At 68.1% G+C, this 24,836-nt stretch carries 24 protein-coding genes; 17 read left to right on the forward strand and 7 right to left on the reverse strand.

All coding sequences use genetic code 11. The annotated features are described in order from the left end of the window. Positions 1 to 43 precede the first annotated feature (43 nt). Genes KEC57_RS06950 through KEC57_RS06965 form a run of 4 tightly spaced genes read left to right on the forward strand, consistent with a single transcriptional unit; the run spans position 44 to position 4,067 of the window. A complete protein-coding gene (locus KEC57_RS06950) occupies positions 44 to 1,105 on the forward strand; it encodes a hypothetical protein (protein WP_229383847.1) in 1,062 nt (353 codons plus the stop codon). Positions 1,106 to 1,135: 30 nt separating this feature from the next. Further along, the gene (gene hisD, locus KEC57_RS06955; RefSeq protein WP_229383848.1) at positions 1,136 to 2,473 is read left to right on the forward strand and encodes a histidinol dehydrogenase; all 1,338 of its coding nucleotides are present in this window, start codon (positions 1,136 to 1,138) and stop codon (positions 2,471 to 2,473) included. 12 nt (positions 2,474 to 2,485) lie between these two features. Continuing rightward, positions 2,486 to 2,983 carry a transcriptional regulator NrdR gene (gene nrdR, locus KEC57_RS06960; protein WP_229383849.1) on the forward strand — a complete coding sequence of 166 codons (498 nt, stop codon included), beginning with the start codon at positions 2,486 to 2,488 and terminating at the stop codon, positions 2,981 to 2,983. 55 nt (positions 2,984 to 3,038) lie between these two features. Beyond that, positions 3,039 to 4,067, forward strand: a complete 1,029-nt coding sequence (locus tag KEC57_RS06965; protein WP_229383850.1) for a quinone-dependent dihydroorotate dehydrogenase — start codon at positions 3,039 to 3,041, stop codon at positions 4,065 to 4,067. A 28-nt stretch (positions 4,068 to 4,095) separates the two neighbouring features. Here KEC57_RS06965 and KEC57_RS06970 read toward each other — a convergent pair whose 3' ends face one another. Then, positions 4,096 to 4,692, reverse strand: coding sequence for a DUF3043 domain-containing protein (locus tag KEC57_RS06970; protein WP_229383851.1), 597 nt, complete (start codon positions 4,690 to 4,692; stop codon positions 4,096 to 4,098). Between the two features lie 47 nt (positions 4,693 to 4,739). On the opposite strand from KEC57_RS06970, the gene KEC57_RS06975 reads away from it, so the two are divergent. The 6 genes from KEC57_RS06975 to KEC57_RS07000 all read left to right on the forward strand — a co-directional run bounded on the left by KEC57_RS06975 (position 4,740) and on the right by KEC57_RS07000 (position 10,755). Beyond that, on the forward strand, positions 4,740 to 6,140 hold the full coding sequence (locus tag KEC57_RS06975; protein WP_229383852.1) for a dipeptidase: 1,401 nt from the start codon (positions 4,740 to 4,742) through the stop codon (positions 6,138 to 6,140). A 106-nt stretch (positions 6,141 to 6,246) separates the two neighbouring features. Next, entirely contained in the window at positions 6,247 to 6,612 is a 366-nt protein-coding gene (locus KEC57_RS06980) for a HesB/IscA family protein (protein WP_229383853.1), read from the forward strand. 189 nt (positions 6,613 to 6,801) lie between these two features. After that, positions 6,802 to 7,689, forward strand: coding sequence for an aa3-type cytochrome oxidase subunit II (gene ctaC / locus KEC57_RS06985; protein ID WP_229383854.1), 888 nt, complete (start codon positions 6,802 to 6,804; stop codon positions 7,687 to 7,689). 2 nt (positions 7,690 to 7,691) lie between these two features. Beyond that, positions 7,692 to 9,455 (forward strand): aa3-type cytochrome oxidase subunit I, encoded by a 1,764-nt coding sequence (ctaD, locus tag KEC57_RS06990; RefSeq protein ID WP_229383855.1) that lies wholly within the window; start codon positions 7,692 to 7,694, stop codon positions 9,453 to 9,455. 1 nt (position 9,456) lies between these two features. After that, the gene (locus KEC57_RS06995; RefSeq protein WP_229383856.1) at positions 9,457 to 9,891 is read left to right on the forward strand and encodes a cytochrome c oxidase subunit 4; all 435 of its coding nucleotides are present in this window, start codon (positions 9,457 to 9,459) and stop codon (positions 9,889 to 9,891) included. Between the two features lie 57 nt (positions 9,892 to 9,948). Beyond that, positions 9,949 to 10,755, forward strand: a complete 807-nt coding sequence (locus KEC57_RS07000; protein WP_229383857.1) for a PP2C family protein-serine/threonine phosphatase — start codon at positions 9,949 to 9,951, stop codon at positions 10,753 to 10,755. A gap of 7 nt (positions 10,756 to 10,762) precedes the next feature. On the opposite strand, the gene KEC57_RS07005 is transcribed toward KEC57_RS07000, so the two are convergent. The 5 genes from KEC57_RS07005 to ctaE form a co-directional block, all read right to left on the reverse strand. Beyond that, on the reverse strand, positions 10,763 to 11,182 hold the full coding sequence (locus tag KEC57_RS07005) for a rhodanese-like domain-containing protein (protein WP_229383858.1): 420 nt from the start codon (positions 11,180 to 11,182) through the stop codon (positions 10,763 to 10,765). Positions 11,183 to 11,352: 170 nt separating this feature from the next. Then, the gene (qcrB, locus tag KEC57_RS07010) at positions 11,353 to 13,209 is read right to left on the reverse strand and encodes a cytochrome bc1 complex cytochrome b subunit (protein WP_229383859.1); all 1,857 of its coding nucleotides are present in this window, start codon (positions 13,207 to 13,209) and stop codon (positions 11,353 to 11,355) included. Then, the gene (qcrA, locus tag KEC57_RS07015) at positions 13,206 to 14,285 is read right to left on the reverse strand and encodes a cytochrome bc1 complex Rieske iron-sulfur subunit (RefSeq protein WP_229383860.1); all 1,080 of its coding nucleotides are present in this window, start codon (positions 14,283 to 14,285) and stop codon (positions 13,206 to 13,208) included. Before qcrA ends, qcrB begins: the two co-directional genes overlap by 4 nt. Before the next feature lie 41 nt (positions 14,286 to 14,326). Continuing rightward, positions 14,327 to 15,160, reverse strand: a complete 834-nt coding sequence (gene qcrC / locus KEC57_RS07020) for a cytochrome bc1 complex diheme cytochrome c subunit (RefSeq protein WP_229383861.1) — start codon at positions 15,158 to 15,160, stop codon at positions 14,327 to 14,329. A gap of 20 nt (positions 15,161 to 15,180) precedes the next feature. Beyond that, on the reverse strand, positions 15,181 to 15,822 hold the full coding sequence (ctaE, locus tag KEC57_RS07025; protein WP_229383862.1) for an aa3-type cytochrome oxidase subunit III: 642 nt from the start codon (positions 15,820 to 15,822) through the stop codon (positions 15,181 to 15,183). A gap of 187 nt (positions 15,823 to 16,009) precedes the next feature. Between ctaE and trpD the strand changes: the two genes are divergently transcribed. The 3 genes from trpD to KEC57_RS07040 all read left to right on the forward strand — a co-directional run bounded on the left by trpD (position 16,010) and on the right by KEC57_RS07040 (position 18,700). Continuing rightward, the gene (gene trpD, locus KEC57_RS07030) at positions 16,010 to 17,071 is read left to right on the forward strand and encodes an anthranilate phosphoribosyltransferase (RefSeq protein ID WP_229383863.1); all 1,062 of its coding nucleotides are present in this window, start codon (positions 16,010 to 16,012) and stop codon (positions 17,069 to 17,071) included. 107 nt (positions 17,072 to 17,178) lie between these two features. Next, a complete protein-coding gene (locus KEC57_RS07035) occupies positions 17,179 to 17,670 on the forward strand; it encodes an aromatic ring-opening dioxygenase LigA (protein WP_229383864.1) in 492 nt (163 codons plus the stop codon). Between the two features lie 28 nt (positions 17,671 to 17,698). Next, complete coding sequence (locus tag KEC57_RS07040; RefSeq protein WP_229383865.1) at positions 17,699 to 18,700, forward strand: PHP domain-containing protein; 1,002 nt, start codon at positions 17,699 to 17,701, stop codon at positions 18,698 to 18,700. Positions 18,701 to 18,737: 37 nt separating this feature from the next. On the opposite strand, the gene KEC57_RS07045 is transcribed toward KEC57_RS07040, so the two are convergent. Continuing rightward, on the reverse strand, positions 18,738 to 19,661 hold the full coding sequence (locus tag KEC57_RS07045) for a 5'-3' exonuclease (protein ID WP_229383866.1): 924 nt from the start codon (positions 19,659 to 19,661) through the stop codon (positions 18,738 to 18,740). A 310-nt stretch (positions 19,662 to 19,971) separates the two neighbouring features. On the opposite strand from KEC57_RS07045, the gene KEC57_RS07050 reads away from it, so the two are divergent. The 4 genes from KEC57_RS07050 to KEC57_RS07065 are packed head-to-tail and all read left to right on the forward strand — an operon-like array spanning position 19,972 to position 24,318. Beyond that, entirely contained in the window at positions 19,972 to 20,916 is a 945-nt protein-coding gene (locus KEC57_RS07050; protein ID WP_229383867.1) for a hypothetical protein, read from the forward strand. Further along, positions 20,913 to 22,106 carry an acylneuraminate cytidylyltransferase gene (locus KEC57_RS07055; protein ID WP_229383868.1) on the forward strand — a complete coding sequence of 398 codons (1,194 nt, stop codon included), beginning with the start codon at positions 20,913 to 20,915 and terminating at the stop codon, positions 22,104 to 22,106. Before KEC57_RS07050 ends, KEC57_RS07055 begins: the two co-directional genes overlap by 4 nt. Next, positions 22,103 to 22,975, forward strand: a complete 873-nt coding sequence (locus KEC57_RS07060; RefSeq protein WP_229383869.1) for an N-acetylneuraminate synthase family protein — start codon at positions 22,103 to 22,105, stop codon at positions 22,973 to 22,975. The genes KEC57_RS07055 and KEC57_RS07060 overlap by 4 nt, the downstream gene beginning before the upstream one ends. Continuing rightward, positions 22,972 to 24,318: a DUF6716 putative glycosyltransferase gene (locus KEC57_RS07065; RefSeq protein WP_229383870.1), complete on the forward strand. Its 1,347-nt coding sequence runs from the start codon at positions 22,972 to 22,974 to the stop codon at positions 24,316 to 24,318. Before KEC57_RS07060 ends, KEC57_RS07065 begins: the two co-directional genes overlap by 4 nt. The last annotated feature ends 518 nt before the right edge of the window (positions 24,319 to 24,836 follow it).

Raw genomic sequence — 24,836 nt, forward strand, 5'->3', positions numbered from 1 at the left:
CAGGACGAAAGCGGGCTTCGAGAGCCCGCCGGAAAGGACGATCGTGACGTTTGACCAGCAGGACGCCGGCAGCGAGGTCGACGCCTCCGTGACGAAGGAGCAGCCTCAGTACGGCGTCGGGCCGTTCTCGATCCGCGAGGTCGCGCTGGTGGGCACCTGGCTCGTCGCGTTCGTCATCTCGTTCTTCCCGATCTACGGCGAGATCGGCCGTGGACCGTCGGTGTGGAGCAACGGCATCGACTGGGTGCTCACGATCGGCGTCCCGACCGCCGCAGTCTTCCTCATCGCTCTGCGCCGCCTCTCGCCGCAGGGTATCCGCCGTGTCGGCTCGCTCGGGATCGACCAGTTCGCCTCGGTCGCCTTCTCTGTCTCGACCGTGCTCTGGCTGACCACGATCTGGAACTCCTTCATCACCCTCGCCAACCAGCGCGTGTTCCTGGCGACCTGGGTCGTCTGGGTCGAGTTCTTCCTCATGCTCGCCGGTGTTCTGCTCACGGTGTTCGCACCGCTCATCGCGCCGTTCCAGCAGGACTTCCAGGACCGCGTCGAAGTGCCCGCGCACCGCAACGCCCGCCCTGTCCGCGCCGTGTCACCGCGGCCGGCCACGATCGTGCCCGCCGCCGTGGCGGAGGATCCCGCCGCCGGGGGAGCGTACGCGGACTACGCCGCACCCGACGAGGCCGCAGGCTACGCACCGGCGGACGCGCACGCCGCTGTCGTCGACGATGCCACGGACTCCGCTTCGCAGGCGGAGCCGGCCGCCGCCACCGCCGCGTACGCCCGGATCGGCGACGAGGACCCGGCCATCGCGTCGGATGACTCCCTCGTCGACGCCGGACAGGCCGCGGAGCAGTCCGCCGCCGAGTGGCCCTCCGCAGAATCCGGCACCACGCACACCCCCGCCGAGGCCCCGCGCCACCAGGCGTTCTGGGCCCTCGTCCCCGAGGACCGCGACATCGTCGACGAGATCGGCATCCCGGTCTTCCGCATCGGCCCGAGCGCGTGGGCGCTCGTCATCGAGGATCGCGGCGAAGCGTTCGTGGTCCGCCACGAAGACGGCCGCATCGGGTATCTGCACGACGTCTCCGGCGTCACGCGCGGCTAGCCTCTGGGCTGCGCGCGATACCGTAGACGGATGCTCCGGACGATCGACCTGCGTGGGCGTGTGCTCTCACCCACGGAACTCCTCGAGACCGTTCCTCGTGCGACGGCAGCGCGCGAAGAGGCCCTCGCGACAGCTGTCCGCATCGTCGATGACGTCGCGCAACGCGGCGAGGCGGCGCTGCGCGAGCAGGCCGACCGATTCGACGGCGTGACGGATCACGACGTGCGAGTGCCTGCCGTACATCTCGACGAGGCGCTCGAAGCCCTCGACCCCGCAGTTCGGTCGGCGCTCGAACAGGCGATCCTTCGCGTGCGCGAGGCGTCCGCCGCGCAGGTCCCGCCGATGGCCGTCACCGAGCTCGCACCCGGTGCACGCGTGGTGCAGCGCTGGCAGCCGGTTCGCCGTGTCGGCCTCTACGTGCCCGGCGGCAAGGCCGTCTACCCGTCCAGTGTCGTCATGAACGTCGTCCCGGCGCAGGTCGCCGGCGTGTCCGAGATCGCCCTGGCCTCGCCGCCGCAGCGTGAGTTCGGCGGCCGCGTGCACCCGGTGATCCTGGGGGCTGCCAAGCTCCTCGGCGTCACCGAGGTCTACGCGATGGGTGGCGCCGGGGCGATCGGCGCGCTCGCGTACGGCGTGCTCGAGATCGGCCTCGAAGCCGTCGACGTCGTCACCGGGCCGGGAAACAACTTCGTCGCCGCCGCCAAACGCGCCGTGGCGGGGAGAGTGGGGACGGACGCCGAGGCCGGCGCCACCGAGATCCTCATCGTCGCCGACGACACCGCAGACGCGCGCCTGGTGGCCGTCGACCTCATCAGCCAGGCGGAGCACGACGAACAGGCCTCTGCGGTTCTGGTCACGACCTCCGAGCGTCTTGCCGCCGCCGTGCGCGAGGAGATCGCTCCGCGTGCCGCGGCGACACGCCACGCCGTACGCGTGGAGGCCGCGCTTGCGGGGCCGCAGTCGGCGATCGTGCTCGTCGACGACCTCGCGACCGCCACGGCGTTCAGCAACGCGTACGCGCCCGAGCACCTGGAACTGCACCTCGCCGACCCGCGCGCCGAAGACTTCGTCCACGCGGGCGCCGTCTTCGTCGGCGCGCACTCCCCGGTGAGTCTGGGCGACTACCTGGCGGGGAGCAATCACGTGCTGCCGACAGGAGGACAGGCACGCTACGCCGCGGGGCTGTCCGCGGCGACCTTCCTTCGCCCGCAGCAGGTGATCGAGTACGACCGCGATGCTCTCGCTGCGGTGCACGACGCCATCGTGACCCTCGCCGAGGCCGAGGCGCTCCCCGCGCACGGTGAGGCGATCACGGCGCGGTTCGCCGTCCCCGACGCTCAGGAGCCCGGTGGCAGGTCCAGGCCGTAGGCTGGACCCGATATGCACTGCCCGTTCTGCCGCCACGCCGATTCGCGAGTCATCGACTCGCGTACGAGCGACGACGGTCTCAGCATCCGTCGCCGGCGCCAGTGCCCCCAGTGCGGCGGGCGCTTCACGACCGTCGAGACCGCGAGCCTCAACGTCATCAAACGATCCGGTGTGATCGAGCCGTTCAGCCGCGAGAAGGTGATGTCGGGCGTTCGCAAAGCCTGTCAGGGGCGACCGGTCACCGAGGGCGATCTCGCGGTGCTGGCGCAGACGGTCGAGGAGAGCGTCCGCCAGACCGGGGCATCGCAGCTCGACGCCAACGAGATCGGGCTCGCGATCCTCGGCCCGCTGCGCGATCTGGACGAGGTCGCCTACCTGCGCTTCGCGAGCGTCTATCAGGCGTTCGATTCGCTCGAAGACTTCGAGGCTGCCATCGAGCAGCTCCGCGTCGACCATGCGCGCAGCGACAAGGTGCTCGACGACGCCGACGCGTCCGCCACGGGGGAGTGACGAGCGAAAGCCTCGGCACACGGCCGCGGTGGCGCGAGCGGATAACCTGGACGGGATGTATCCCCTCCTCTTTCGCACCGTGCTCACGCGCATGGATCCCGAGTCCGCCCATCACGCCGCGATGGCGGTGATCCGCGTCCTCGGTGTTCCACCGTTCTCGTGGGCCGCACGGGCCATCACCCGGCCTGCGCCGAGCCTCCAGACGTCCGCGCTGGGCCTGAGATTCGAGTCGCCGTTCGGTGTCGCAGCCGGATTCGACAAGGACGTCAAGGGCGCCGCCGGCCTCTATGCGCTCGGATTCGGACACGTCGAGGTCGGGACGCTCACCGCGATCCCGCAGAACGGCAATCCGCGTCCTCGACTGTTCCGTCTGATCCCCGACCGCGCCGTCGTCAATCGCATGGGATTCAACAACAAGGGGGCGCAGGCTGCCGCGGAGCGCCTGCGCTCGCTGCGCCGCCGCTCGCGTCGCGCCGTGCTCGGTGTCAATATCGGCAAGAGCCGCGTGGTCGACGTGGCCGATGCGACCGCGGACTACGTGAGGTCCGCGACGCTCCTGGCCCCTCTCGCGGACTACCTCGTGGTCAACGTCTCGTCACCGAACACGCCCGGTCTGCGCGGACTGCAGGCCGTCGAGACACTGCGCCCGCTGCTGGCCGCTGTGCGCGACGCAGCGGGTGAGACACCGCTCCTCGTGAAGATCGCCCCCGACCTGCCCGACGACGAGGTGTCTGCGGTGGCGCATCTTGCCGTGGACCTGGGGCTTGCCGGCCTCATCGCGACCAATACGACGATCTCGCGCGACGGGCTCGCGACCGATGCCGCCACGGTGGCGGCGGCCGGGGATGGCGGCCTCTCAGGTGCGCCGCTCAAGGCGCGTTCGATCGCGGTGCTGCGACTGGTGCGCGCGGCCGTGCCACCCGAGTTCTGTGTGATCTCCGTCGGCGGGGTCGAGACGGCTGCGGACGTGCAGGAGCGGATGGATGCCGGCGCCACCCTCGTGCAGGGCTACACGGCGTTCCTCTACCGCGGGCCCCTCTGGGCGCGGCAGATCAACCGGGGCCTGGCGCGCGCGAACGGCTGAGCCGACGCGCCCGCCGGGCGGGGACGGATCAGGCGGGCTTCTGGCCGCGCTTGACCTGGGCCTTCGGCAGACGCAGGAAGCGCATCTGCACGGTGCGCATCGACGCGTACCAGCCGAGACCCTTCTCGATCTTGTCGGCGCCGAACTTCTGCTTCACGGCCCGCTTCACGTTGATCGAGGTCAGGATCATGTCGCCGATGACGAACAGGATGAAGATCCACAGGCCGACGAACGCGTAGTACTGGATCGCGGCGACCGGCAGGAATGTCGCGAGGATCACGAGCACCATCGCGGGCATGACAGCCTCGCCGAGGTGCCAGCCGGCATCGACGTAGTCGCGCACGAACTTTCGCTGTGCGCCCTGGTCACGAGCGGGAAGGTAGCGAGGGTCGCCGGCCGCCATGCCGACACGGGCCTTCTCGCGCTGTGCAGCCAGATCTGCTTTGGCGCGGGCCTTGGCCTCTTTGGTGTCGGGCACGAGGGGACGCTTGCGCGCGGCCTCCTGCTCGGCGCGGGTCGGGGTCGCCCGGCCCTTCGGCGAGGCGCCCCCGGTGGGGACACCGTTCAGCACGGTGCCCTCGGACGGTGCGTCGTTGGATGAGGGAGCTGCAGGTGTCTTGGCCACGGGTCATCCTCGATAGTGCGATAGGGGGTTCGCTTAAGATTACCCGCATGACCTCTGAGCTCTCCCGACAGGATGCTGTGCGCGATGCCGCGGCATCCGGCATCCCCTCCGCTCTCGCCGATCTGGGCGCCCTCGTGCGGATCCCGTCGATCGCGTTTCCGGGATTCGACGCCGCCCAGGTGCAGCGAAGCGCCGAGGCAGTGGCTGAACTGGTGCGGGAAACCGGATTGTTCGAGTCTGTCGAGATCCGAAGTGCGGCGATCCCCGGCACCGATGAGCGAGGCAACCCCGCCGTTCTCGCGACGCGGGCGGCGCGAGCGGGCCGGCCGACGATCCTGCTCTACGCGCACCACGACGTGCAGCCGGTCGGCGACGAGGCCCTGTGGGAGTCCCCGCCCTTCGAGCCGACGGTGCGCGACGGGCGCCTCTACGGTCGTGGCGCAGCCGACGACAAAGCCGGTGTCATGGCGCACATCGCCGCGCTGCGCGCCTTCAAAGAGGCCGTCGGCGACGACTTCGACCTCGGGGTCGTGCTGTTCTTCGAAGGCGAGGAGGAAGCCGGCTCGCGCTCTTTCGCGCAGTTCCTCGCCGACAATGCCGACGCGCTGCGCGCGGATGTCATCGTGGTCGCCGACTCCGGCAACTGGGATGCGAAGACGCCCGCGCTGACGGTGTCGCTGCGCGGCAACACCCGCTTCACCCTTCGCGTGCGGACGCTCGAGCACGCGTCGCACTCCGGGATGTTCGGGGGGGCGGTGCCCGACGCCATGATGGCGACCGTGAAGCTGCTGTCGACGCTCTGGGACGACGACGGCGCCGTCGCCGTGGAGGGACTGACCGAACGGGATGCCGTCACCCCGCCCTACAGCGAGGAGACCCTGCGTGACGAGGCAGGGCTTCCCGACGGCGTCACACCCGTCGGACGGGGCACGATCCTCAGCCGCATCTGGAATAAGCCGTCGATCACCGTCACCGGCATCGATGCGCCGAGCGTCGTCAACGCCTCGAACACCCTCACCCCTGAGGTAGCCGTCGTGATCAGCGCGCGCGTCGCGCCCGGCCAGCCGGCGCGCGACGCGTACGCAGCGGTCGAGGCGCATCTGCGTGCCCACGCGCCGTTCGGCGCACGGCTCGAGTTCAGCGACCAGGACTTCGGCGACGCCTTCCTCGTCGATACGTCTGGCTGGGCCGTCGCCGCCGCGCGCGAAGCCCTTCATGAGGGCTACGGCGTCGAATCTGTGGATATCGGGGTGGGTGGCTCGATCCCCTTCATCGCAGACCTCGTGCGCGAGTTCCCGGGGGCGCAGATCCTCGTGACGGGCGTGGAAGACCCCCACGCCAAGGCGCACAGCCCGAACGAGTCGCTCCACCTGGAGACGTTCCGCAACGCCGTGCTCTCGGAGGCGCTACTGCTCGAGAAGCTCGACGCGCGGACCGCCGAAGCATAGAAACGTCGAGCTCGGAGCCTCCTCACGGCAGGCGCGCGTAGAATCGAGCCATCCAGCCGCTCTGTTCACCGATCTTCGATCCAGGCGGCCCGTCCAGAGGAGTGCCATGACCGACACCGCACTGACGACAGAGCAGACCGTACGCGAGCACGGTGTGCTGCTGACCGACGCCGCCTCGATCAAGGTCAAGAACCTGCTGTCGCAGGAGGGTCGCGACGACCTTCGTCTGCGCGTCGCCGTCCAGCCGGGCGGATGCAGCGGCCTGATCTACCAGCTCTACTTCGACGAGCGCTTCCTCGACGGAGACAAGGCGGTGGACTTCGACGGTGTCGAGGTCATCATCGACGACATGAGCGTCCCCTATCTCGATGGCGCGACCATCGACTTCAAGGACACGATCTCGGAGCAGGGTTTCACGATCGACAACCCCAACGCCGCCGGCAGCTGCGCCTGCGGCGACAGCTTCCACTGAGGCTGGAGACGGCGATCAGCGGTGGCTGATCCGAGAGACATTTCCGGCGGGCCCGGGCGCTTCGAATAGTGCCCGGGCCCGCCTTTTTTCGTCCCTGCGACACGTTTCAACCTGAGCGGATGGCCTGAATCCCCTGGATGCTTGCCCTAGACTGACTGAAGTCCTGTTCGCGATCCGGAAAGGTGCACCGTGCCCTCGAAACGCCGTATCCGCTGGGCCGTTCTCCCTGTCGGAATCGCAGCGGCGGCAGTCCTCGCCGGGTGCACCCCGACGGAGTTGCACGGCTTCCTCCCCGGCTTCACCGAAGACGGCCAGGCCGCCACGAACCACACCGACATGGTCGCCGGCCTGTGGGTCAACTCGTGGATCGTGCTGCTGGCCGTCGGGGTCATCACGTGGGGTCTCATGGGATGGGCCGCGATCGCGTATCGCCGTCGCAGGGGCCAGCGTGGCCTCCCGGTCCAGCTGCGCTACAACATGCCGATCGAGATCTTCTACACGATCGTGCCCCTGATCCTCGTGATCGGCTTCTTCGCCTTCACCGCACGAGACCAGACGATCCTCGAGACCCAGTACGAGGACCCCGACGTCTCGATCACCGCGATCGGCAAGCAGTGGTCGTGGGACTTCCAGTACGACGGCGAGACCGACGACGACTCCGTGTGGACAATGGGCGTCCAGGCTCAGACCGACGAGCGCGGCGATGTCGTCAGCGAGCTGCCGACCCTGGTGCTCCCCGTCGATCAGACGGTGAAGATCAAGCTCCAGTCGCGCGACGTCATCCACTCGTTCTGGATCATCGACTTCCTCTACAAGAAGGACATGTACATCGGGAAGGACAACTTCTGGTCCTTCACCCCGACTCGCGAAGGCACCTATGCCGGCAAGTGCGCCGAGCTGTGCGGCGAGTATCACTCGATGATGCTGTTCAACGTGGAGGTCGTGAGCGAGGCTGAGTACGAGGACTACCTCGACACGCTCCGCGACGCCGGTCAGACCGGTGACATCAACGATGCGTACGACCGCCTGCAGAACATGCCCGGCACCGGTACGACCACGAACACAGAGGAAGACTGATCATGGCGACGACGCTTCCGCTCGAGGAGAAGACGCAGGGTCGTCCCACGACGCTGCCGCCTCGTCAGGCCGCACTGCTCAGCGCATCGCGCGTCGAGCAGAAGGGCAACATCATCGTCAAGTGGATCACCTCCACGGACCACAAGACGATCGGCTACCTCTACCTCATCGCGTCCGTCATCTTCTTCCTCCTCGGTGGAGTGATGGCGCTCATCATCCGTGCAGAGCTGTTCGAGCCCGGGATGCAGATCATCCCGACCAAAGAGCAGTACAACCAGCTCTTCACGATGCACGGCACGATCATGCTCCTCATGTTCGCGACCCCGCTCTTCGCCGGATTCGCCAACGCGATCCTGCCGCTGCAGATCGGCGCGCCCGACGTCGCGTTCCCGCGACTGAACGCGTTCGCCTTCTGGCTGTTCCTGTTCGGTTCGACGATCGCCGTCGCCGGATTCCTCACCCCGCAGGGTGCCGCCTCGTTCGGCTGGTTCGCATATCAGCCGCTGGCGAGTGCCAGCTTCTCGCCGGGTGTGGGCGGCAACCTCTGGATGCTCGGCCTCGGCATGAGCGGTTTCGGAACGATCCTCGGCGCCGTGAACTTCATCACGACGATCATCACCATGCGCGCGCCCGGCATGACGATGTGGCGCATGCCGATCTTCTCGTGGAACACGCTGGTCACCAGCATCCTGATCCTGATGGCGTTCCCGGTTCTCGCCGCAGCCATCCTCGCGGCTGCTGCGGACCGTGTCCTGGGAGCTCACATCTACGATCCGGCCAACGGCGGCGTGCTGCTGTGGCAGCACCTGTTCTGGTTCTTCGGCCACCCCGAGGTCTACATCATCGCGCTGCCGTTCTTCGGCATCGTGTCCGAGATCTTCCCGGTGTTCAGCCGCAAGCCGATCTTCGGCTACAAGACGCTGGTCTACGCGACGATCGCGATCGCCGCGCTGTCGGTGGCGGTGTGGGCTCACCACATGTATGTGACCGGAGCGGTGCTCCTGCCGTTCTTCGCGCTCATGACGATGCTCATCGCGGTGCCCACGGGTGTGAAGATATTCAACTGGATCGGCACGCTCTGGCGAGGGTCGGTGACGTTCGAGACGCCCATGGCGTTCGCGCTCGGGTTCCTCGTGTCGTTCGTGTTCGGTGGTCTGACCGGTGTCATCCTCGCATCCCCGCCGCTGGACTTCGCCCTGTCGGACTCCTACTTCGTCGTCGCGCACTTCCACTACGTCGTCTTCGGAACCGTCGTGTTCGCGATGTTCGCCGGCTTCTACTTCTGGTGGCCCAAGTGGACGGGCAAGATGCTCAACGAGCGTCTCGGCTACGTGCACTTCTGGATGCTGTTCATCGGCTTCCACATGACGTTCCTCATCCAGCACTGGCTGGGCGTCGACGGCATGGTCCGCCGCTACGCGGACTACTCGGCTGCTGACGGTTGGACCTGGCAGAACCAGGTGTCGACCATCGGCGCGATCATCCTGGGCGCCTCGATGATCCCGTTCCTGTTCAACGTGTGGATCACCGCGCGCAAGGCGCCGAAGGTGACCGTGAACGATCCGTGGGGCTACGGAGCGTCGCTCGAGTGGGCGACATCCTGCCCACCGCCGCGTCACAACTTCACGTCGATCCCGCGCATCCGCAGCGAACGACCCGCGTTCGACCTGAACCACCCCGAGGCCGGAGTGCCCGTCGGCGTGGGAGCCGCGAAGGACGCGCCCGAAGCTCCGGTTGTCGACCTCGCCGATGGAGAGGGGAAGTAAGGTGCGCACCAACACCGGTCTCTGGTGGCTGCTGTCAGGGTTCTTCCTGCTGATAGCCGTCATTTACACCACGTGGAGCATCCTCGCCCACCCCGATCGTGAGATCGTCAACGCCATCGAGTGGGTCGGCAGCATCGCGCTGCTGTTCACGGCTCTCATGGGCGCGCTCATCGCGTTCTACATCGGCAAGGTGCACCAGGCGCAGGGCGGCGAGCTGCCCGAAGACACGCTGACCGCCGACATCGACGATGGAGACCCTGAGCTCGGCGAGTTCAGCCCGTGGTCGTGGTGGCCTATCGTCCTCGCGTTCTCCGCAGCGCTCGCAATGATCGGCCTCGCGGTCGGCGCATGGCTGATGCCCATCGGCATCTGCGTCTTCGTCGTCGCCATCGTCGGCTGGGTCTACGAGTACTACCGCGGCTACTTCGCGCGCTGATCTCCGGACAGTTCTGACTTCTGTGCCATTGCGGCGTACGCCTGTGAGGTTCTGTCGATGACAGAGCCTCACAGGCGTTTGCGTGTCGCGGCCGCATCGGAGACGGGCGCCTATCGGGCAGTCAACCAGGACGCCGCCTTCACCGCCCCCTGGGCCGTCGCCGTCGCGGACGGCGTAGGCGGGGGACCGGCGGGCGATCTGGCTTCCGCGGCGCTGGTTCACCGCCTCGCCGCAGGCCGTGGCGATGTGATGGATGCAGAGCATCTGGCCGCGAGCATTCGCGCCGCCAACTGGGATCTCCGCGCCCACGTCGAGCGAGACCCGACGCTGGACGGCATGGCGACCACATTCACCGGGATCTTCGTCTCGCGAGCCGGCACGCTTCTTCTCGCGCACGCGGGAGACTCACGGGCGTATCTGCTCCGCGATGGCGCATTCAGTCAGCAGACTCGGGATGACTCGCTCGTGCAGGCCCTCGTCGATCAGGGCCTCATGACGGCGGAGGATGCAGCGAACTCTCCGCGCCGCAATCTGATCACGGCATCGCTCAGTGGTGGCGAAGGCGACAGCGTGACGGTCGCAGTGCACGCGCAAGTACCCGGTGACCGGTGGATGCTGTGCAGCGACGGCCTCAGCGACTATGTTCCGCGTGCCGACATCCATAGCCTGCTCGCGACGCACAGTGATCCCGCCGAGGCGGCGCGTCGCTGCGTAGAGCTGGCGCTCGAGGCCGGGACGCGCGACAACGTGACCGTCGTCGTGTGCGACGTGACCGACGAGGGTGATCAGGTCGGCACTGCCACGCAGACGACGTTCTACGGATCTGCGGCGGCGCGCTTCATGGAGGGCCTCGAGACGGCCTGAGCGTCGCTCAGCCGGCCACCGGAGCCCGTACGACCATCACGTGGGGATCGAATACCCGGGGGAGTGAGCCTTCGTCGTTCTCGGTCGGCTGGCCTTCGCGCACCCAGTACTCGTAGCCACCGATCATCTCCTTGACGGCGTAGCCGAGACGGGCGAACTCCACGGCCCCTTTCGCGCCCGCATTGCACCCCGGGCTCCAGCAGTAGACGACGACGGAGACGGACGGCTCGATCTCGCGAGGGGCACGCTCCGCGATGTCGCGGTACGGCATGTGGATCGCGCCGGTGATGCGCCCCTGCGTCCATGCCTCGTCGCCACGGACATCGATCAGGACGAAGCGCTCGCCTGCCTTCTGGGCGGCGTACACGTCAGAGGCGTCTGTCTCGACAGCGAGCTTGGCGGAGAAGTACGAGAGTGCGTCTGTCATGCGTTCAGCCTACGAGCGGGGCACGTCCGAGATGGTGGGCAGGGAAGACACCGGGCGCCGGAATCCTGCCGATCTCTTCGGGCGCGCCGGCGAGATCGTGGCCAAATGACGGATGCCCCGGCCCGATCCTTGTGGATCAGGCCGGGGCATCTGCTCTCGCGGGGTACGACCTACTGGCCGGACTCCTTCTCACGGTTCTTGGCCGGCTTGGTGCCCGGCTCGGGCTCAGGAACGATCACGTTCGAGGGACGAACGGCCGTCTCGGAGTTGCGACCGTCATCGATCGGCGTGTGAGGGGCATCGGGCACGCCGGCGCGCTCGTGAGCGGCCTGCAGCTCGACATCCTCTTCGGTCGCGATGTGGTCGAGCGCGTGGTGCTGGTGCGCCAGTGCGGCGTCGACCTCGCTCTGCGTCACGGGCACGAGCCGGTCCTCGAAGAACCAGCGCGAGATCGAGGCGCGGACATTCTCGTGCCACGGGATGCGTCCCTTGGCATTGGGGCGCACGACCAGCGGCGCATACGTCTCGTAGCCCGACAGCTTGTAGCGCTCGTACGTGTCGACGGGCTGGTGGACCTCGATGTACTCGCCGCCGGGGAGGCGGACGATCCGACCCGACTCATAGCCGTGCAGAGCGATCTCTCGGTCCTTCTTCTGCAACGCGATACAGATGCGCTTGGTGACGAAGTACGCGATCAGCGGGCCGAGGATGAGCAGTGCCTGGAGCGTGTGGATGACACCCTCCATCGTGAGCCAGAAGTGGGTCGCGATGATGTCGGAGGCCGCTGCGGCCCACAGCACCGCGTAGAAGGTGACTCCGGCTGCACCGATGGCGGTACGGGTCGCCGCGTTGCGCGGCCGCTGGGCGATGTGGTGCTCGCGCTTGTCGCCCGTGACCCACGCCTCGATGAAGGGGTAGATCAGGACGAGGACGATGAACACGCCGATCACGATCAGCGGGGCGAGGATGTTGAACGACCAGGTGTGGTCGAGGAACACGATCTCCCAGCCCGGCGGCACGAGGCGCAGAGCACCGTCGGCGAATCCGATGTACCAGTCGGGCTGCGTGCCTGCAGACACGGGGGACGGGTCGTACGGCCCGTAGTTCCAGATCGGGTTGATCGTGAACAGCGACGCGACGAGCACGATGACGCCGAACGTGAGGAACAGGAACCCGCCCATCTTCGTCATGTAGACCGGCATCATCGGGTAGCCGACGACGTTGCTGTTGGTTCGCGCGGGGCCGGCGAACTGCGTGTGCTTGTTGATCACCATCAGCATCAGGTGGACGACGAGTAGGCCGGCGAGGATCGCGGGCAGCAACAGGATGTGCAGCGAGTACAGGCGGCCGACGATGGCGGTGCCGGGGAACTCGCCCCCGAACAGCAGGAACGAAGTCCAGGTGCCGATCAGCGGGATGCCCTTGACCATGCCGTCGATGATGCGCAGGCCGTTGCCCGAGAGCACGTCGTCAGGGAGGGAGTATCCGGTGAAGCCCTCTGCCATCGCGAGGATGAACAGCACGAAGCCGATAACCCAGTTCAGCTCGCGCGGCTTGCGGAAAGCTCCGGTGAAGAAGACGCGGAGCATGTGGACACCGATGCCGGCGACGAAGACGAGTGCGGCCCAGTGGTGGATCTGGCGGACCAGCAGTCCACCGCGCAGGTCGAACGAGATCTCGAGCGTCGACGCCATCGCGGCCGACATCTCGATGCCTCGCATCGGCAGGTACGCGCCGGTGTAGTGGGTCTCGACCATGGAGGCCTGGAAGAAGAACGTCAGGAACGTGCCCGACAGGAGCACGACGACGAAGCTCCACAGCGCGATCTCGCCCAGCATGAACGACCAGTGGTCGGGGAAGATCTTGCGACCGAGCTCTTTGACGAAGCCCGAAAGGCTGGTGCGCTCGTCGATGTAGTTCGCCGTGGCGCCGATGAAGCGCCCACCGAGCGGCTTCTCACGGTCGGTCGTCGATGCGGGAGCCGCGGCGGGAGCCGCGGTCTGCTCGGGGACGGTTGCGGTACTCAATGACGCTCCCAGAAGCTCGGGCCGACGGGTTCGGTGAAGCCGCGGCGTGCGACGAGGTAGCCCTCGTCGTCAACGGTGATCGGCAGCTGCGGGAGCGGCCGCGCGGCGGGTCCGAAGAGCACCTTCGCGTGGTCGGTGACATCGAACTGCGATTGGTGGCACGGGCACAGCAGGTGGTGCGTCTGCTGCTCGTAGAGAGCGACGGGGCAGCCGACGTGCGTGCAGACCTTCGAGTAGGCGACGATGCCGTTGTAGGACCAGTCCTTGCGCTCCTCCGACTCGGTGAGGTCCTCGGGAAGAAGGCGCACGAGCAGGACGATGGCCTTGGCCTTCTCTTCGAGATAGCCGTCGTGGTGCGACAGCGACGCGAGCTCTTCGGGGATGACGTGCACCGCCGAGCCGAGCGTGAGGTCGGCGGCACGGATGGGCTCGCCGCTCGGGTCGTGGGCGAGGCGCGACCCTTCTTTCCACATGGTCTGCTCGAGGAGGTAGACCGGATCACCAGCATGCGGGTGCTCGGGGGAGTCCTGCGGAGCGAGGCCGCGGAACAGCACGATTCCGGGCGCGATGGATGCCACAAGAGCAGCGATCATCGAGTTGCGAACCAGCACGCGCCGTCCGAAGCCCGATTCCTCGTTCGCGTCGGCGAAGGCCTGGATCGCAGCCTCTCGCGTGGTGTCGCGTCCACGGGTCGCGTGGCGGGGCTCGATGAACTCCTTGTCGGACACGATCGCCTTGGACCAGTGGATCGCAGCGATGCCGATGGCGAGCAGCGCGAGTGCGATGCCGAGCCCGATGAAGAGGTTGTTGTTGCGGATGTCGACGATCCGGCCGCTCTCGATCGGGAAGAGCATGTAGGCGGCGATGGCCCAGATGCTGCCCGCGATCGACAGGTAGAAGAGCGTGTAGACCGTCCGCACCGCGCGCTTCATGGCGGCGGGGTCCTGGTCGGTCACCCGCTCGCGGTGCGGAGGGAGCTCCGGGGTGTGCACCGGGTCGGTGACCGCGACGGCGAGCCCGGGGGAGGGCTTCCAGGAAGCCCTCTCGTGCTCGAGCGGGTCGTCCTCGTGTGCCATGCTGCTCCTCGTCAGTGTTGCTTCTTGCGTTCGTTCGTCGATCAGTTGGACTTCGCCGTGATCCACACGGTGATGGCGATCAGCGAACCGATCCCGAAGATCCAGATGAAGAGGCCCTCGGACACCGGTCCGAGCGAGCCGAGCGAGAACCCGCCCGCCGACTCGTTGTCCTGCAGGTACAGCAGGTAGGTGATGATGTCGCGCTTCTCTTCGGTCGTCAGCGTCATGTCGTTGAAGACAGGCATGTTCTGAGGACCCGTGACCATCGCGGCGTACATGTTTAGCGGCGTGGTCGTGTGGAGGGCAGGGGCATACTTTCCCTCGGTGAGCGCACCGCCTGCGCCGGCCACGTTGTGGCACATCGCGCAGTTGATGCGGAACAGTTCGCCGCCCTCGGCCGCGCTTCCCTCGCCGTCGAGCACCTCGTCGTCGGGGAAGGTCGGTCCCGGAGCGATCGACTGGATGTAGTCGCCGATCGCGGTGATCTGATCGTCCGTGAACTGCACCGGCTTCTGCGGTGCCTGCGGGCCCTGCATCTGCAGCGGCATGCGACCGGTGCTCAACTGGAAGTGCACGGCGAGCTCGCCGACGCCGTAGAGCGACGGGCCGTCGCTGGTGCCCTGGACGTCGAGCCCGTGGCAGGTGGCGCAGTTCGCCTGGAACAGCTTCTTGCCGTCTTCGGCGGTGAGCGCCGAGTTGACGGTGGATTCGGTGGTGGTCGTCGCCATCGCGGCGGACGCGCCGGCGTACACGCCGCCGGTGATCAGCAGACCGATGCCGATGAGCGCGGCTGCGGCCCACGGGCTACGACGGCCCTGTGCGCGCGGCGTGCGCGCGCGACCGTCTCGGGAGCGGCGCGAGGTATCACGTGCCATGTCGGGAATCAGCTCCGCTCTTATTTCAGGAAGTAGATGACGAGGAACAGGGCGATCCAGACGACGTCGACGAAGTGCCAGTAGTACGACACGACGATCGAGGAGGTCATCTCTTTGCGCCCGAAGTTCTTGACGGCGTACGCGCGTCCGATGACGAGCAGGAACGCGATGAGACCGCCGGTGACGTGGAGCGCGTGGAAGCCCGTTGTCAGGTAGAAGGCCGACGCGTAGGAGTTCGCGCTGATCGGCATGCCCTCGGCGACCAGCTGCGCGTATTCCCACACCTGGCCGGAGACGAAGATCGCGCCGAGCGCGAAGGTCAGCCAGAACCACTCGACCATGCCCCAGCCGAGCCACCCGCGCTTCTTCGTCGAGTACGGCTGGAACCGCTCCGCGGCGAACACTCCCATCTGACACGTCACCGACGAGAGCACGAGGATGATCGTGTTCGCGGTCGCGTAGGGGATGTTCAGCAGCTGCGTCTCCTCGGCCCACAATTCTGGGGAGGTGCTGCGCAGGGTGAAGTAGATCGCGAAGAGGCCCGCGAAGAACATCACCTCACTGCCGAGCCACACGATGGTGCCGACAGCGACCGGATCCGGCCGCTTGACGGACCGCATGGCCTGAGAGTAGGTCGCTGTGGAGGTCGTCACGCTCCCCATTATGGCCGATTCGAGCCGGCGATTTTCGCATCCGGGCGCACCTATTTGCCTCGACCCGAACTTAGGACCACCTAAGAGAACCCCGCGAGTATGCCGTGAACACGTGGTGAGGACGCGGAATCGCCGGCTCGGGTACGCCGTGTCACGAATCGGTTCCGATCTGTCGTCGCGGCTAGGCTTGTGCGTCATGGCAGAGCAGTACACCTGGCCCGCAATCCTCACCACGCTCCTCGAGCGACGCGACCTGAGCGTTTCCGAGTCGACATGGGCGATGCGCCAGATCATGTCGGGTGCGGCCACTCCATCGCAGCTGTCCGGTTTCCTCATCGCGTTGCGGGCGAAGGGCGAGACGGTGGACGAGATCGTGGGCTTCCGCGACGCGATCCTCGAGGCCGCCGTCCCGCTGCGGGTGGATCCCGCCGTCCTCGATATCGTCGGCACCGGCGGTGACCGCTTCGGCACGGTCAACGTCTCCACCATGTCCGCACTCGTTGCCGCGGCATCGGGTGTTCCGGTCGTCAAGCACGGCAACCGGGCCGCCAGCTCGTCGTCGGGCTCTTCCGACGTGCTGGGCGCTCTCGGCGTCGACCTGTCGCTGTCACCGGAAGCGGTGGCCGAGACGCTGTCGAGGGCCGGAATCACCTTCGCATTCGCGGCAGCGTTCCACCCGGGCTTCAAGCACGCCGGGCCGTCGCGCAGCGAGCTGGGCGTACCGACCGTCTTCAACTTCCTCGGACCGCTCTGCAACCCGGCCCGCGCCGAGGCCAACGCCGTCGGCGTGGCGCAGCTCGACCGCGTACCGCTCATCACCGGCGTGTTCCGCACGCGAGGCGCGACCGCACTGGTGTTCCGCGGCGACGACGGGCTCGACGAGCTCACCACCACGGGCCACAGCCGCCTATGGGAGGTCAGCCGCGGAGACATCCACGAGCACGACCTCGATCCGCGCGACCTCGGCATCCCCCTCGCCGAGATCGACGACCTTCTGGGCGGCGATCCCGTGCACAACGCCGCCGTGGTGCGTCGCGTGCTCTCTGGCGAGGAGGGGCCGGTGCGCGACATCGTCCTGCTCAACGCCGCGGCAGGTCTGGTCGCCTATCGTCTGTTCCTCGACGCTGCCCAGGTGCAGCGGCCCATCCTCGAGCGCCTGGCCGAAGCACGCGATACCGCCGCCGCCGCGATCGACAGCGGCGCCGGCCTGGCAACGCTCGACCGATGGGTCGCGACCACCCGCGAACTGTCTTCCTGACTCCGAGCCTGTCGGAGGGCGTGGTTTTGCACGGCTCCCGCTCTTCCGAGTCGTCGTCGCCCAGCGATACGGTGTCCCAAAGACGCCCTGATCTGCTGGAGGATCCGATGAGCCAGGAAGCACCCACCACTGCCGACACGATCGAACCGCCGGCGAAGAAGGTCGGTCTCGTCAAAGCGGTCGGCATTCTCGGGATCATCGGCGGCGTGCTGCTGATCCTCGTCGGTCTGATCGCTTGGATCGGCGTCACGAACCAGCTGACAGCCGAGAACATCACGATCCCCGACGATGCGGCGGCGTTCCAGGGCCAGCAGGTCACGGGCCCGTTTACCGCCTTCGTGCAGGCCGACATCATCAACCATCACGCGCTCGAGGCGTCGGGCGGGAAGACCTACGCGGAGCTGGATCAAGATGACCCGGTCCGCGCCACGATGATGCAGGCGTCCTTCCTGCGTGCCTCGCTGTTCACCTCGGTCGTCGCCTACGGCGTCGCGCTGTTCGCCGCCGGTATGGGCGTGCTGGCGATCCTGTTCGGCTGGGCGATTCATCGCCTGGCGAGCGTGCCCGTCGTGGTGAAGCGGTCGGTCCTGACCGAGTGATGGCGCGACCGCGCGCACGGCACAGCTGATGAACCCGCACGACGCTCTCACCGAGATCGCGACGCTTCTGGAGCGCGAGCGCTCCTCGCGGTACAAGTCGAAGGCGTTCCGCGCGGCGGCCGATGCCATCGAGGGGCTGAGCGAGGCGGAATTGCAGGATGCCGCGGCCCTTCGCCGCCGCAAGGGCATCGGCGATTCCACCTTCGCCGTCATCGAGCAGGCATTGGCGGGTGAGGTGCCTGGGTATCTGGTGGATCTGCGCGAGCGCGCGGGTGTGCAGCGCGCCTCGACGCTTCGCCCGCTGCTGCGCGGTGACCTGCACTCGCACAGCGACTGGTCGGACGGCCTCACTTCGATCGATCTGATGGTCGATGCCGCGCGCGCCCTCGGCCACGAGTATCTCGCTCTGACCGACCACTCGCCGCGGCTGCGCGTAGCGAACGGTCTGTCGCCCGAGCGGTTGCGGACCCAGCTCGGCGTGGTGGCGGGGATGAGCGGCGATGGCTTCACGCTGCTCTCGGGAATCGAGGTCGACATCCTGGACGGCGGCGCGCTCGATCAGGAGCCCGCTCTGCTCGACGAACTGGACATCGTGGTGGCCTCGGCGCACTCCAAACTGCGAATGGAGAGCAGGCCGATGACCCGGCGCCTGATCTCAGCGGCGTCGAACCCTCACGTCGACGTGCTGGGGCACATCACGGGGCGGCTCGTAGAGGGGTCGCGTGGAACTCGTCCGCCATCCACCTTCGAGGCGCGGCCCGTCTTCGAGGCGTGCGCTCACCACGGTGTCGCCGTCGAGATCAACTCCCGGCCCGAGCGACAGGATCCGCCGGACGACCTGATCGCGATCGCGCTGGAGCTCGGGTGTCTCTTCTCGATCGACTCGGATGCCCACGCGCCCGGCCAGCTGTCGCTTCTCGATTACGGCGCTGAGCGCGCCGAGCGCCTCGGGGTCCCGCCGGAGCGGATCGTCACGACCTGGCCGCTCGAACGGCTCCGCGCCTGGGCCTCGCGGGAGCGCGGCACCTGAAGGCAGGGTCGAGCGACGGGCGAGCGCGCCGTGATCGTCAGACCGTGTCGAAGGCGTCGAGGATGCGCTTCATCGCGGTTCCCAGCGCCCATCGCTCGGCGAGGGCCGCGGCATCCGCCTTCTCCTGTTCGTCGAGCGGGTGCAGCGTTGCGTCAGGCAGCGTGAGAGGCAGATCGCGGACGACCGCCACGACGGTCGGTGCCACCGCCAGGTAGGGCAGACCTGCGAGGACCTTCGCCCGCACACCCGCCGACATGCCCTCGCCGGCCTCTGCCGCCGCGATGATGCCGGCCAGATCCCCGTGCGTGGCGAGGAGGCCAGCCGCCGTCTTCTCGCCGATGCCGGCCACCCCTGGCAGGCCGTCGGACGAGTCGCCGCGCAGCGTTGCGAAGTCGGCGTACTGACGAGGAAGCACTCCGTACTTGGCGACGACGGTGGCGTCGGTGACGACCTCGAGATTGCTCATGCCGCGGGCGGTGTAGATCACGCGCGCTTCGCGGGCGTCGTCGACGAGCTGGAACAGGTCGCGGTCGCCGGTCACGATGTCGACCGGCATCGTCGCGGTGGTCGCGAGCGTGCCGATGACGTCGTCGGCCTCGTGAGCGGCAGCACCGACGACGGGGATGCCGACCGCGGCGAGTGTCTCGCGGATCACCGGCACCTGCACCTCGAGCGGATCGGGCACGACCTCGACGTCGGGGCCGACCGCGGTCACCTCGGCGACCCGGTGCGTCTTGTACGTCGGGATCAGGTCGACGCGCCACTGCGGACGCCAGTCGTCGTCCCAGCAGGCGACGAGATGCGTCGGGCGATACGTCGTCACGAGCTTCGTGATTATGTCGAGGAACCCGCGCACCGCGTTCACGGGCGTGCCGTCGGGTGCGCGCACCGTGTCGGGCACCCCGTAGAACGCACGGAAATACAGCGATGCGGAGTCGAGGAGCATGAGGCGGTCGGTCACGGCTTCATCCTGGCATGTCCCGTCGACACCCGAAGGGATGCCGCAGCGCCGTCGGCCGTCATGTGAAGCGGTACGTGAGGTGGGTGACGTGCGGCGTCGCGCGCACGCGCACCGGCTCCAATCGGAGGGGCGGGACACCGTCGAACACGCGCACGCATGGCGGCTCACGCCCCGCTCGCCCGAAAGCCCCGCGTCCTGCGCGCTCGCGGCACCCGTCGTTCATCTGCCGGACCGCTGCCGGCCCACCCGGGGCACCCGTCGCGTTCACGTCTCGCGCCCACCGTGGTGAGACGGCCGCGAAGGAGGCGACATGGGCAGGGACGACGTCCTGGCGTGGGTGGAGTCCCCGCTGCAGCTGCTCGGCGCGGCCGAATGGGCCGCTGCGCACGGCGCCACGGTGCCTGTCGCAGGCCGGCTGACCCCGCAGATCTCGGAGACGGCGGATGAACTCGTCGCGCGCGGTGCGCGCTTCGCCGAGTTGGAGCCGTACCTCGGCATCCCGTGGAACATGCTCTCGCGTCACGGACACTGGCTGGTGGGCGACGGGTTCTCGGGGCAGTTCCGGCTTGCCGCGGCAGTTCTGCGCCCGCATCGCATCACGTTCCTCGATGACGGCGCCCACGCGATCGCGTACGCCGACACTCTTCTCGGACGCCGAGAGTATGCGCGACCGGCAGTCGCCGAACACGGCCTGACGACGGCGGTCGCACCGTTCACCGCCGAGATCATCCGGCGACGGGCCGCGGCACGCCGTGCCGGCATGTTCACCGCATTCGAGCTCGGCGCCGATCGACTCGACGCCCTGGCGGACCGGGGCTTCGGCATCCGTCGTCACGACTTCTCGTGGACCCGCGCCACCGCGCCGGCGACGCCCGATCTCGGACGGCGGATCGTGCTGGGCAGCGCCCTACCCGTCGACGGACGCATGCTGCTCGTCGACTATGTGCGCTGGGTGAGGGATGCCGCGGCGGAAGGCGCCGTCTACCTTCCGCACCGGCGCGAGACCCAGGAGCAGCTGGATGCCGTCGCCACGGTCTCGGGCATGGCCATTCGCGAGACGCGACTGCCGGTGGAGCTCGTCCTGGCCGGCGCCACCGAGCCGCTCGACATCCGCACCCTCGCATCGAGCACGACCACCACGCTTCCGCTCGTTCTCACCGGGACGGGATCGCGCCTGCGCACCGACACGGTCCGTAGCAGCGCGCGCACCGGTTCGGCCGGCACCGTCAGCACGCAGCGAGCGGGTGTCGCATGAGCGAGGTCGTCGCGATCATCCCGGCGCGCGGGGGATCCAAGGGAGTCCCGCGCAAGAACCTGCAGCGCGTCGGCGGCATCCCGCTGATCGCCCGTGCCGTCGACGCGGCGCTGCGATGCCCCGCGATCGATCGCGTGGTGGTCACCACCGACGATGACGAGATCGCCGCCGTCGCGGCCGAGTGGGGCGCCGAGATCGTGCAGCGCCCCATCGCGCTCGCAGGGGACGAGGCGAGCTCGGAGTCTGCGCTCGTACACGCTCTGGACGAACTCGAGAGGCGTCATGTCGACGTCTCGGTGGTGGTGTTCCTGCAGGCGACTTCGCCGTTCATCGACGTCCCTGCTCTGGATGCCGCGGTGCACCTCGTGCGCTCGCGTCGCCGCGACAGCGTCTTCTCGGCCGTCGAGACTTACGGCTTCCTCTGGGAGAAGGGCGCCGGGGATGCCGCCGAACCCGTCAATCACGACATCGATGTGCGTCCACGCAGGCAGGATCGCACCCCGCACCACCTCGAGACCGGCGGCTTCTACGTGATGCGTGCGGCCGGATTCCGTGCGGCCGGGCATCGCTTCTTCGGAAGCGTCGGCATCGCCGAGGTCGCACCGCGCACGGCGATCGAGATCGACACGACCGACGAACTGGAGCTGGCGCGCATCCTCGCACCCCTCGTGGACCGGCCCGCAGCGATCGCCGTGGATGCGGTGGTCACCGACTTCGACGGCGTGCACACCGACGACACTGTGCACGTCGACCAGGACGGCGTCGAGGCGGTGACCGTGAGCCGCTCGGATGGCATGGGGGTATCGCTGCTGCGGGCGGCGGAGGTGCCGGTGCTGATCCTCTCGACCGAGTCCAACCCCGTCGTGACTGCCCGGGCCCGCAAGCTCAGCGTCGAGGTACGACAGAACACGGGCGACAAGGCCGCTGCGCTGCGCGAATGGTCGGATGCACGCGGCATTCCGCTCGAGCGCATCGCCTATCTCGGCAACGACGTCAACGACCTGTCGTGCCTCGAAATCGTCGGCTGGCCTGTCGCCGTGCCCGACGCCCACCCCCTCGTCCTCGCCGCCGCACGCGTCGTGTTGGACCGTGCCGGTGGTTCCGGCGCCGTGCGCGACCTGGCTGAGCGCGTGCTCGCCGGCCGCGCCGCGGCATCCCAATCCCTCACCGCTCCACAGGAGGCATCATGACCGTCACGATCGGAACCCGCGTCATCGGAGGCGGCCGACCCGCCTACGTCATCGCCGAGATCGGGCTCAACCACAACGGCGACGTCGAGATCGCCAAGCAGCTGATCGACGTCGCGGCCGAGGCCGGGGCCGACGCCGTGAAGTTCCAGAAGCGCACCCCCGAGATCGCCACGCCCGAGCACATGCGCGACGTGCCGCGCGAGACGCCCTGGGGCACGATGACCTATCTGGAATACCGCCGACGCGTCGAGTTCGACCGCGACCAGTACATCGAGATCTCGGACCACGCCCTGCTGCGAGGGCTCGAGTGGTTCGCGTCGCCCTGGGACGAGCCGAGCGTGGCGTTCCTCGAAGACCTCGGCGTGCACGCCCACAAGGTCGCCTCAGCCTCCTTGACCGACCATGGCCTGCTGCGGGCGCTGCGTGAGACGGGCAAGACGGTGATCCTGTCGACCGGCATGTCGACGATCGAAGAGATCGACACCGCCATCGAAGTTCTCGGCACCGAGCACCTTCTTCTCATGCACGCCACCTCCACCTACCCGATGGAGCCCGGCGAGGCCAACCTGCGCATGATCCCGGCGCTGCGCGACCGTTTTCCGGGGGTGCCGGTGGGGTATTCGGGCCACGAGCGCGGCCTGCAGATCTCGGTCGCCGCGGTCGCGCTCGGCGCGGTCGCGGTCGAACGGCACATCACGCTGGATCGCACCATGTGGGGTTCCGACCACGCGGCATCGCTCGAGCCGACCGGGCTTCAGCACCTCGTGCGCGACATCCGGGTGGTCGAGGCGGCGCTGGGCGACGGCGTCAAGCGCGTCTATCCCGGCGAGCTCGCTCCCATGGCGAAGCTGCGCCGCGTCTCCGCGTGACATCCCGCCATAACCGGGGCGGCGGCGGGCCGGCACTCCCGAAGATCGTCGCGATCGCCGACACCGACTCGTATGTGAAGTGGGCGGCTGCGCTGATCGGCACTCTGCCCGGCGCAGGCGCTGGGGGATGGGATGCCTCGCTCCTGGTGCTGCAGACACCTCTCGCGGTGAGCGAAACCCAGTTGACCGCGGCCCTCAGTGGCAGCGGGCTGAGCGATGACCGTGTGGAGCGCGTGGAGTACGAGCGGCTCGCGGCACGCCTGGCGCACCTGCAGCCCGACGCGGTGCTGATCGCTGCCCGAGGACCGCTCGTGCGCGTGGTCGCCCGCGACGTCGCGGCCATGGCGCCGCGTCCGGTGATCGTGACGGGGCTTCCCGGCATCTCGATCCCCGCGACGCGAAAGGCGGTCGTGTATCGGATGCAGTGCGACCTGTTCGTCCTGCACTCGCACCGTGAGCTGCGCGAGTTCGCAGATCTCTCGGTGCGGACAGGGTTCGCGCAGAGCTACGCGCTCGCCACCCTCCCGTTCGCACGCCGTCCGGAAGGGGAGGACGCCGTGGCATCAACAGACCGATCCGCGGCGACGCCTGCCGGAAGCGACCTGGTCTTCGCCGCGCAGGCCGTGGTGCCCGCCGAACGCGCGGATCGACTGCGCATCGCGCGTCTCCTCGTGCGGGCTGCGACTGCCGATCCGGGTCGGCGGGTGGTCGTGAAGCTGCGCGCCGCGCCCGGCGAGCAGCAGACTCACGCCGAGCAGGACGGCTATCCCGAGCTGCTCGCGACGCTGGGGCCGCTGCCGGCGAACATCGTGACGTCGACGGCGCCGATGGGCCGGGCGCTCGCCACCGCCGAGGGACTCGTCACCGTGAGTTCGACGGCCGCGATCGAGGCGGTCGCAGCAGGCATCCCGGTGATCGCGCTCGACAGCTTCGGCGTGTCACCCGAACTGATCAACGAGACGCTCGCGGATGGCGGACTGCTCGGCGGAGAGGACGACGTCGTCGCCCGGCGGTTCCGTCGCCCGGTGCCCGAATGGCTCGACGACAACTACTTCCACGCGCCGCAGGACGACGACTGGGCTCTGCAGCTCGCCACGCTCGTGACGCAACGCCGCGCGGGTTCCCTCTCGCCGCGTTCGGCCGTCGCCCGGCGGGGCGGCGCGTTCCGAGACGCGTGGGAGCGCAGGGTCGCGCTCGGACGCAACGACACGTCAGCGGCGGGAACAGTCGCCTACGCGGTGGGTCTGCCGCTTCGCGGAATCGTCCGGATCCGCAACAGGGTGAGGCGAGCGCTGGCCGGACAGGACGCGAACGCGATGGCCCGCTCAGCAGCCCGGGCCTGAGGGGTCCTCGGCGCACGTCCGGTCCACGAGGGCCGTGCGCGCCTCGACCACGCGCACGTCGTAGCCCGCCGCGGTCGCGCGGACGACACCCGGCACGGGCCTCCACGAGCCGTTGCCGAAATCGACGGATGCTGTATTTGCAATATCCGCTAGCGATGTCGCAGAGTCCGCGGATATTGACGAAACCTCCAAACTTCGCCCATAGACAGAAGTCGTAGCGCAGGACGCACGAACTCGGGCCACCGGTGCGCGATATCTAAGGCATGTCACTTCCCGAAGCCATCGCCGCCCTCCGTGCCCTCGACCGGCTACCCCGTCCGCGGCAACGTGAACTGATTGCGCGAGCCGCACTCATCCACGACCCTGCCGAACTTCGCCGACTTGTGTACATGGCGCGTGCGGAGGAAGCACGCGCCATCGCGGTGCAGGATGCCGACTACCGCGCCGAGTACGAACTGCGCGCCGCGTACTCGGCTCGCCATGTTGGCGACCATGTGACCACGCGCCAGCACGCCCGC

Source organism: Microbacterium allomyrinae (assembly GCF_020682705.1).
Taxonomy (GTDB): Bacteria; Actinomycetota; Actinomycetes; order Actinomycetales; family Microbacteriaceae; genus Microbacterium; species Microbacterium allomyrinae.

Coding starts and splice junctions, on each gene's coding strand:
- KEC57_RS07060 (WP_229383869.1), top strand. CDS start 22,103: ATGACCGTCACGATCGGAACCCGCGTCATCGGAGGCGGCCGACCCGCC.
- KEC57_RS07055 (WP_229383868.1), top strand. CDS start 20,913: ATGAGCGAGGTCGTCGCGATCATCCCGGCGCGCGGGGGATCCAAGGGA.
- KEC57_RS06965 (WP_229383850.1), top strand. CDS start 3,039: ATGTATCCCCTCCTCTTTCGCACCGTGCTCACGCGCATGGATCCCGAG.
- ctaE (WP_229383862.1), bottom strand. CDS start 15,822: ATGGGGAGCGTGACGACCTCCACAGCGACCTACTCTCAGGCCATGCGG.
- KEC57_RS07050 (WP_229383867.1), top strand. CDS start 19,972: ATGGGCAGGGACGACGTCCTGGCGTGGGTGGAGTCCCCGCTGCAGCTG.
- KEC57_RS07000 (WP_229383857.1), top strand. CDS start 9,949: ATGACAGAGCCTCACAGGCGTTTGCGTGTCGCGGCCGCATCGGAGACG.
- KEC57_RS06975 (WP_229383852.1), top strand. CDS start 4,740: ATGACCTCTGAGCTCTCCCGACAGGATGCTGTGCGCGATGCCGCGGCA.
- hisD (WP_229383848.1), top strand. CDS start 1,136: ATGCTCCGGACGATCGACCTGCGTGGGCGTGTGCTCTCACCCACGGAA.
- KEC57_RS07005 (WP_229383858.1), bottom strand. CDS start 11,182: ATGACAGACGCACTCTCGTACTTCTCCGCCAAGCTCGCTGTCGAGACA.
- KEC57_RS06980 (WP_229383853.1), top strand. CDS start 6,247: ATGACCGACACCGCACTGACGACAGAGCAGACCGTACGCGAGCACGGT.
- KEC57_RS07035 (WP_229383864.1), top strand. CDS start 17,179: ATGAGCCAGGAAGCACCCACCACTGCCGACACGATCGAACCGCCGGCG.
- trpD (WP_229383863.1), top strand. CDS start 16,010: ATGGCAGAGCAGTACACCTGGCCCGCAATCCTCACCACGCTCCTCGAG.
- nrdR (WP_229383849.1), top strand. CDS start 2,486: ATGCACTGCCCGTTCTGCCGCCACGCCGATTCGCGAGTCATCGACTCG.
- KEC57_RS07040 (WP_229383865.1), top strand. CDS start 17,699: ATGAACCCGCACGACGCTCTCACCGAGATCGCGACGCTTCTGGAGCGC.
- qcrA (WP_229383860.1), bottom strand. CDS start 14,285: ATGGCACACGAGGACGACCCGCTCGAGCACGAGAGGGCTTCCTGGAAG.
- qcrC (WP_229383861.1), bottom strand. CDS start 15,160: ATGGCACGTGATACCTCGCGCCGCTCCCGAGACGGTCGCGCGCGCACG.
- ctaD (WP_229383855.1), top strand. CDS start 7,692: ATGGCGACGACGCTTCCGCTCGAGGAGAAGACGCAGGGTCGTCCCACG.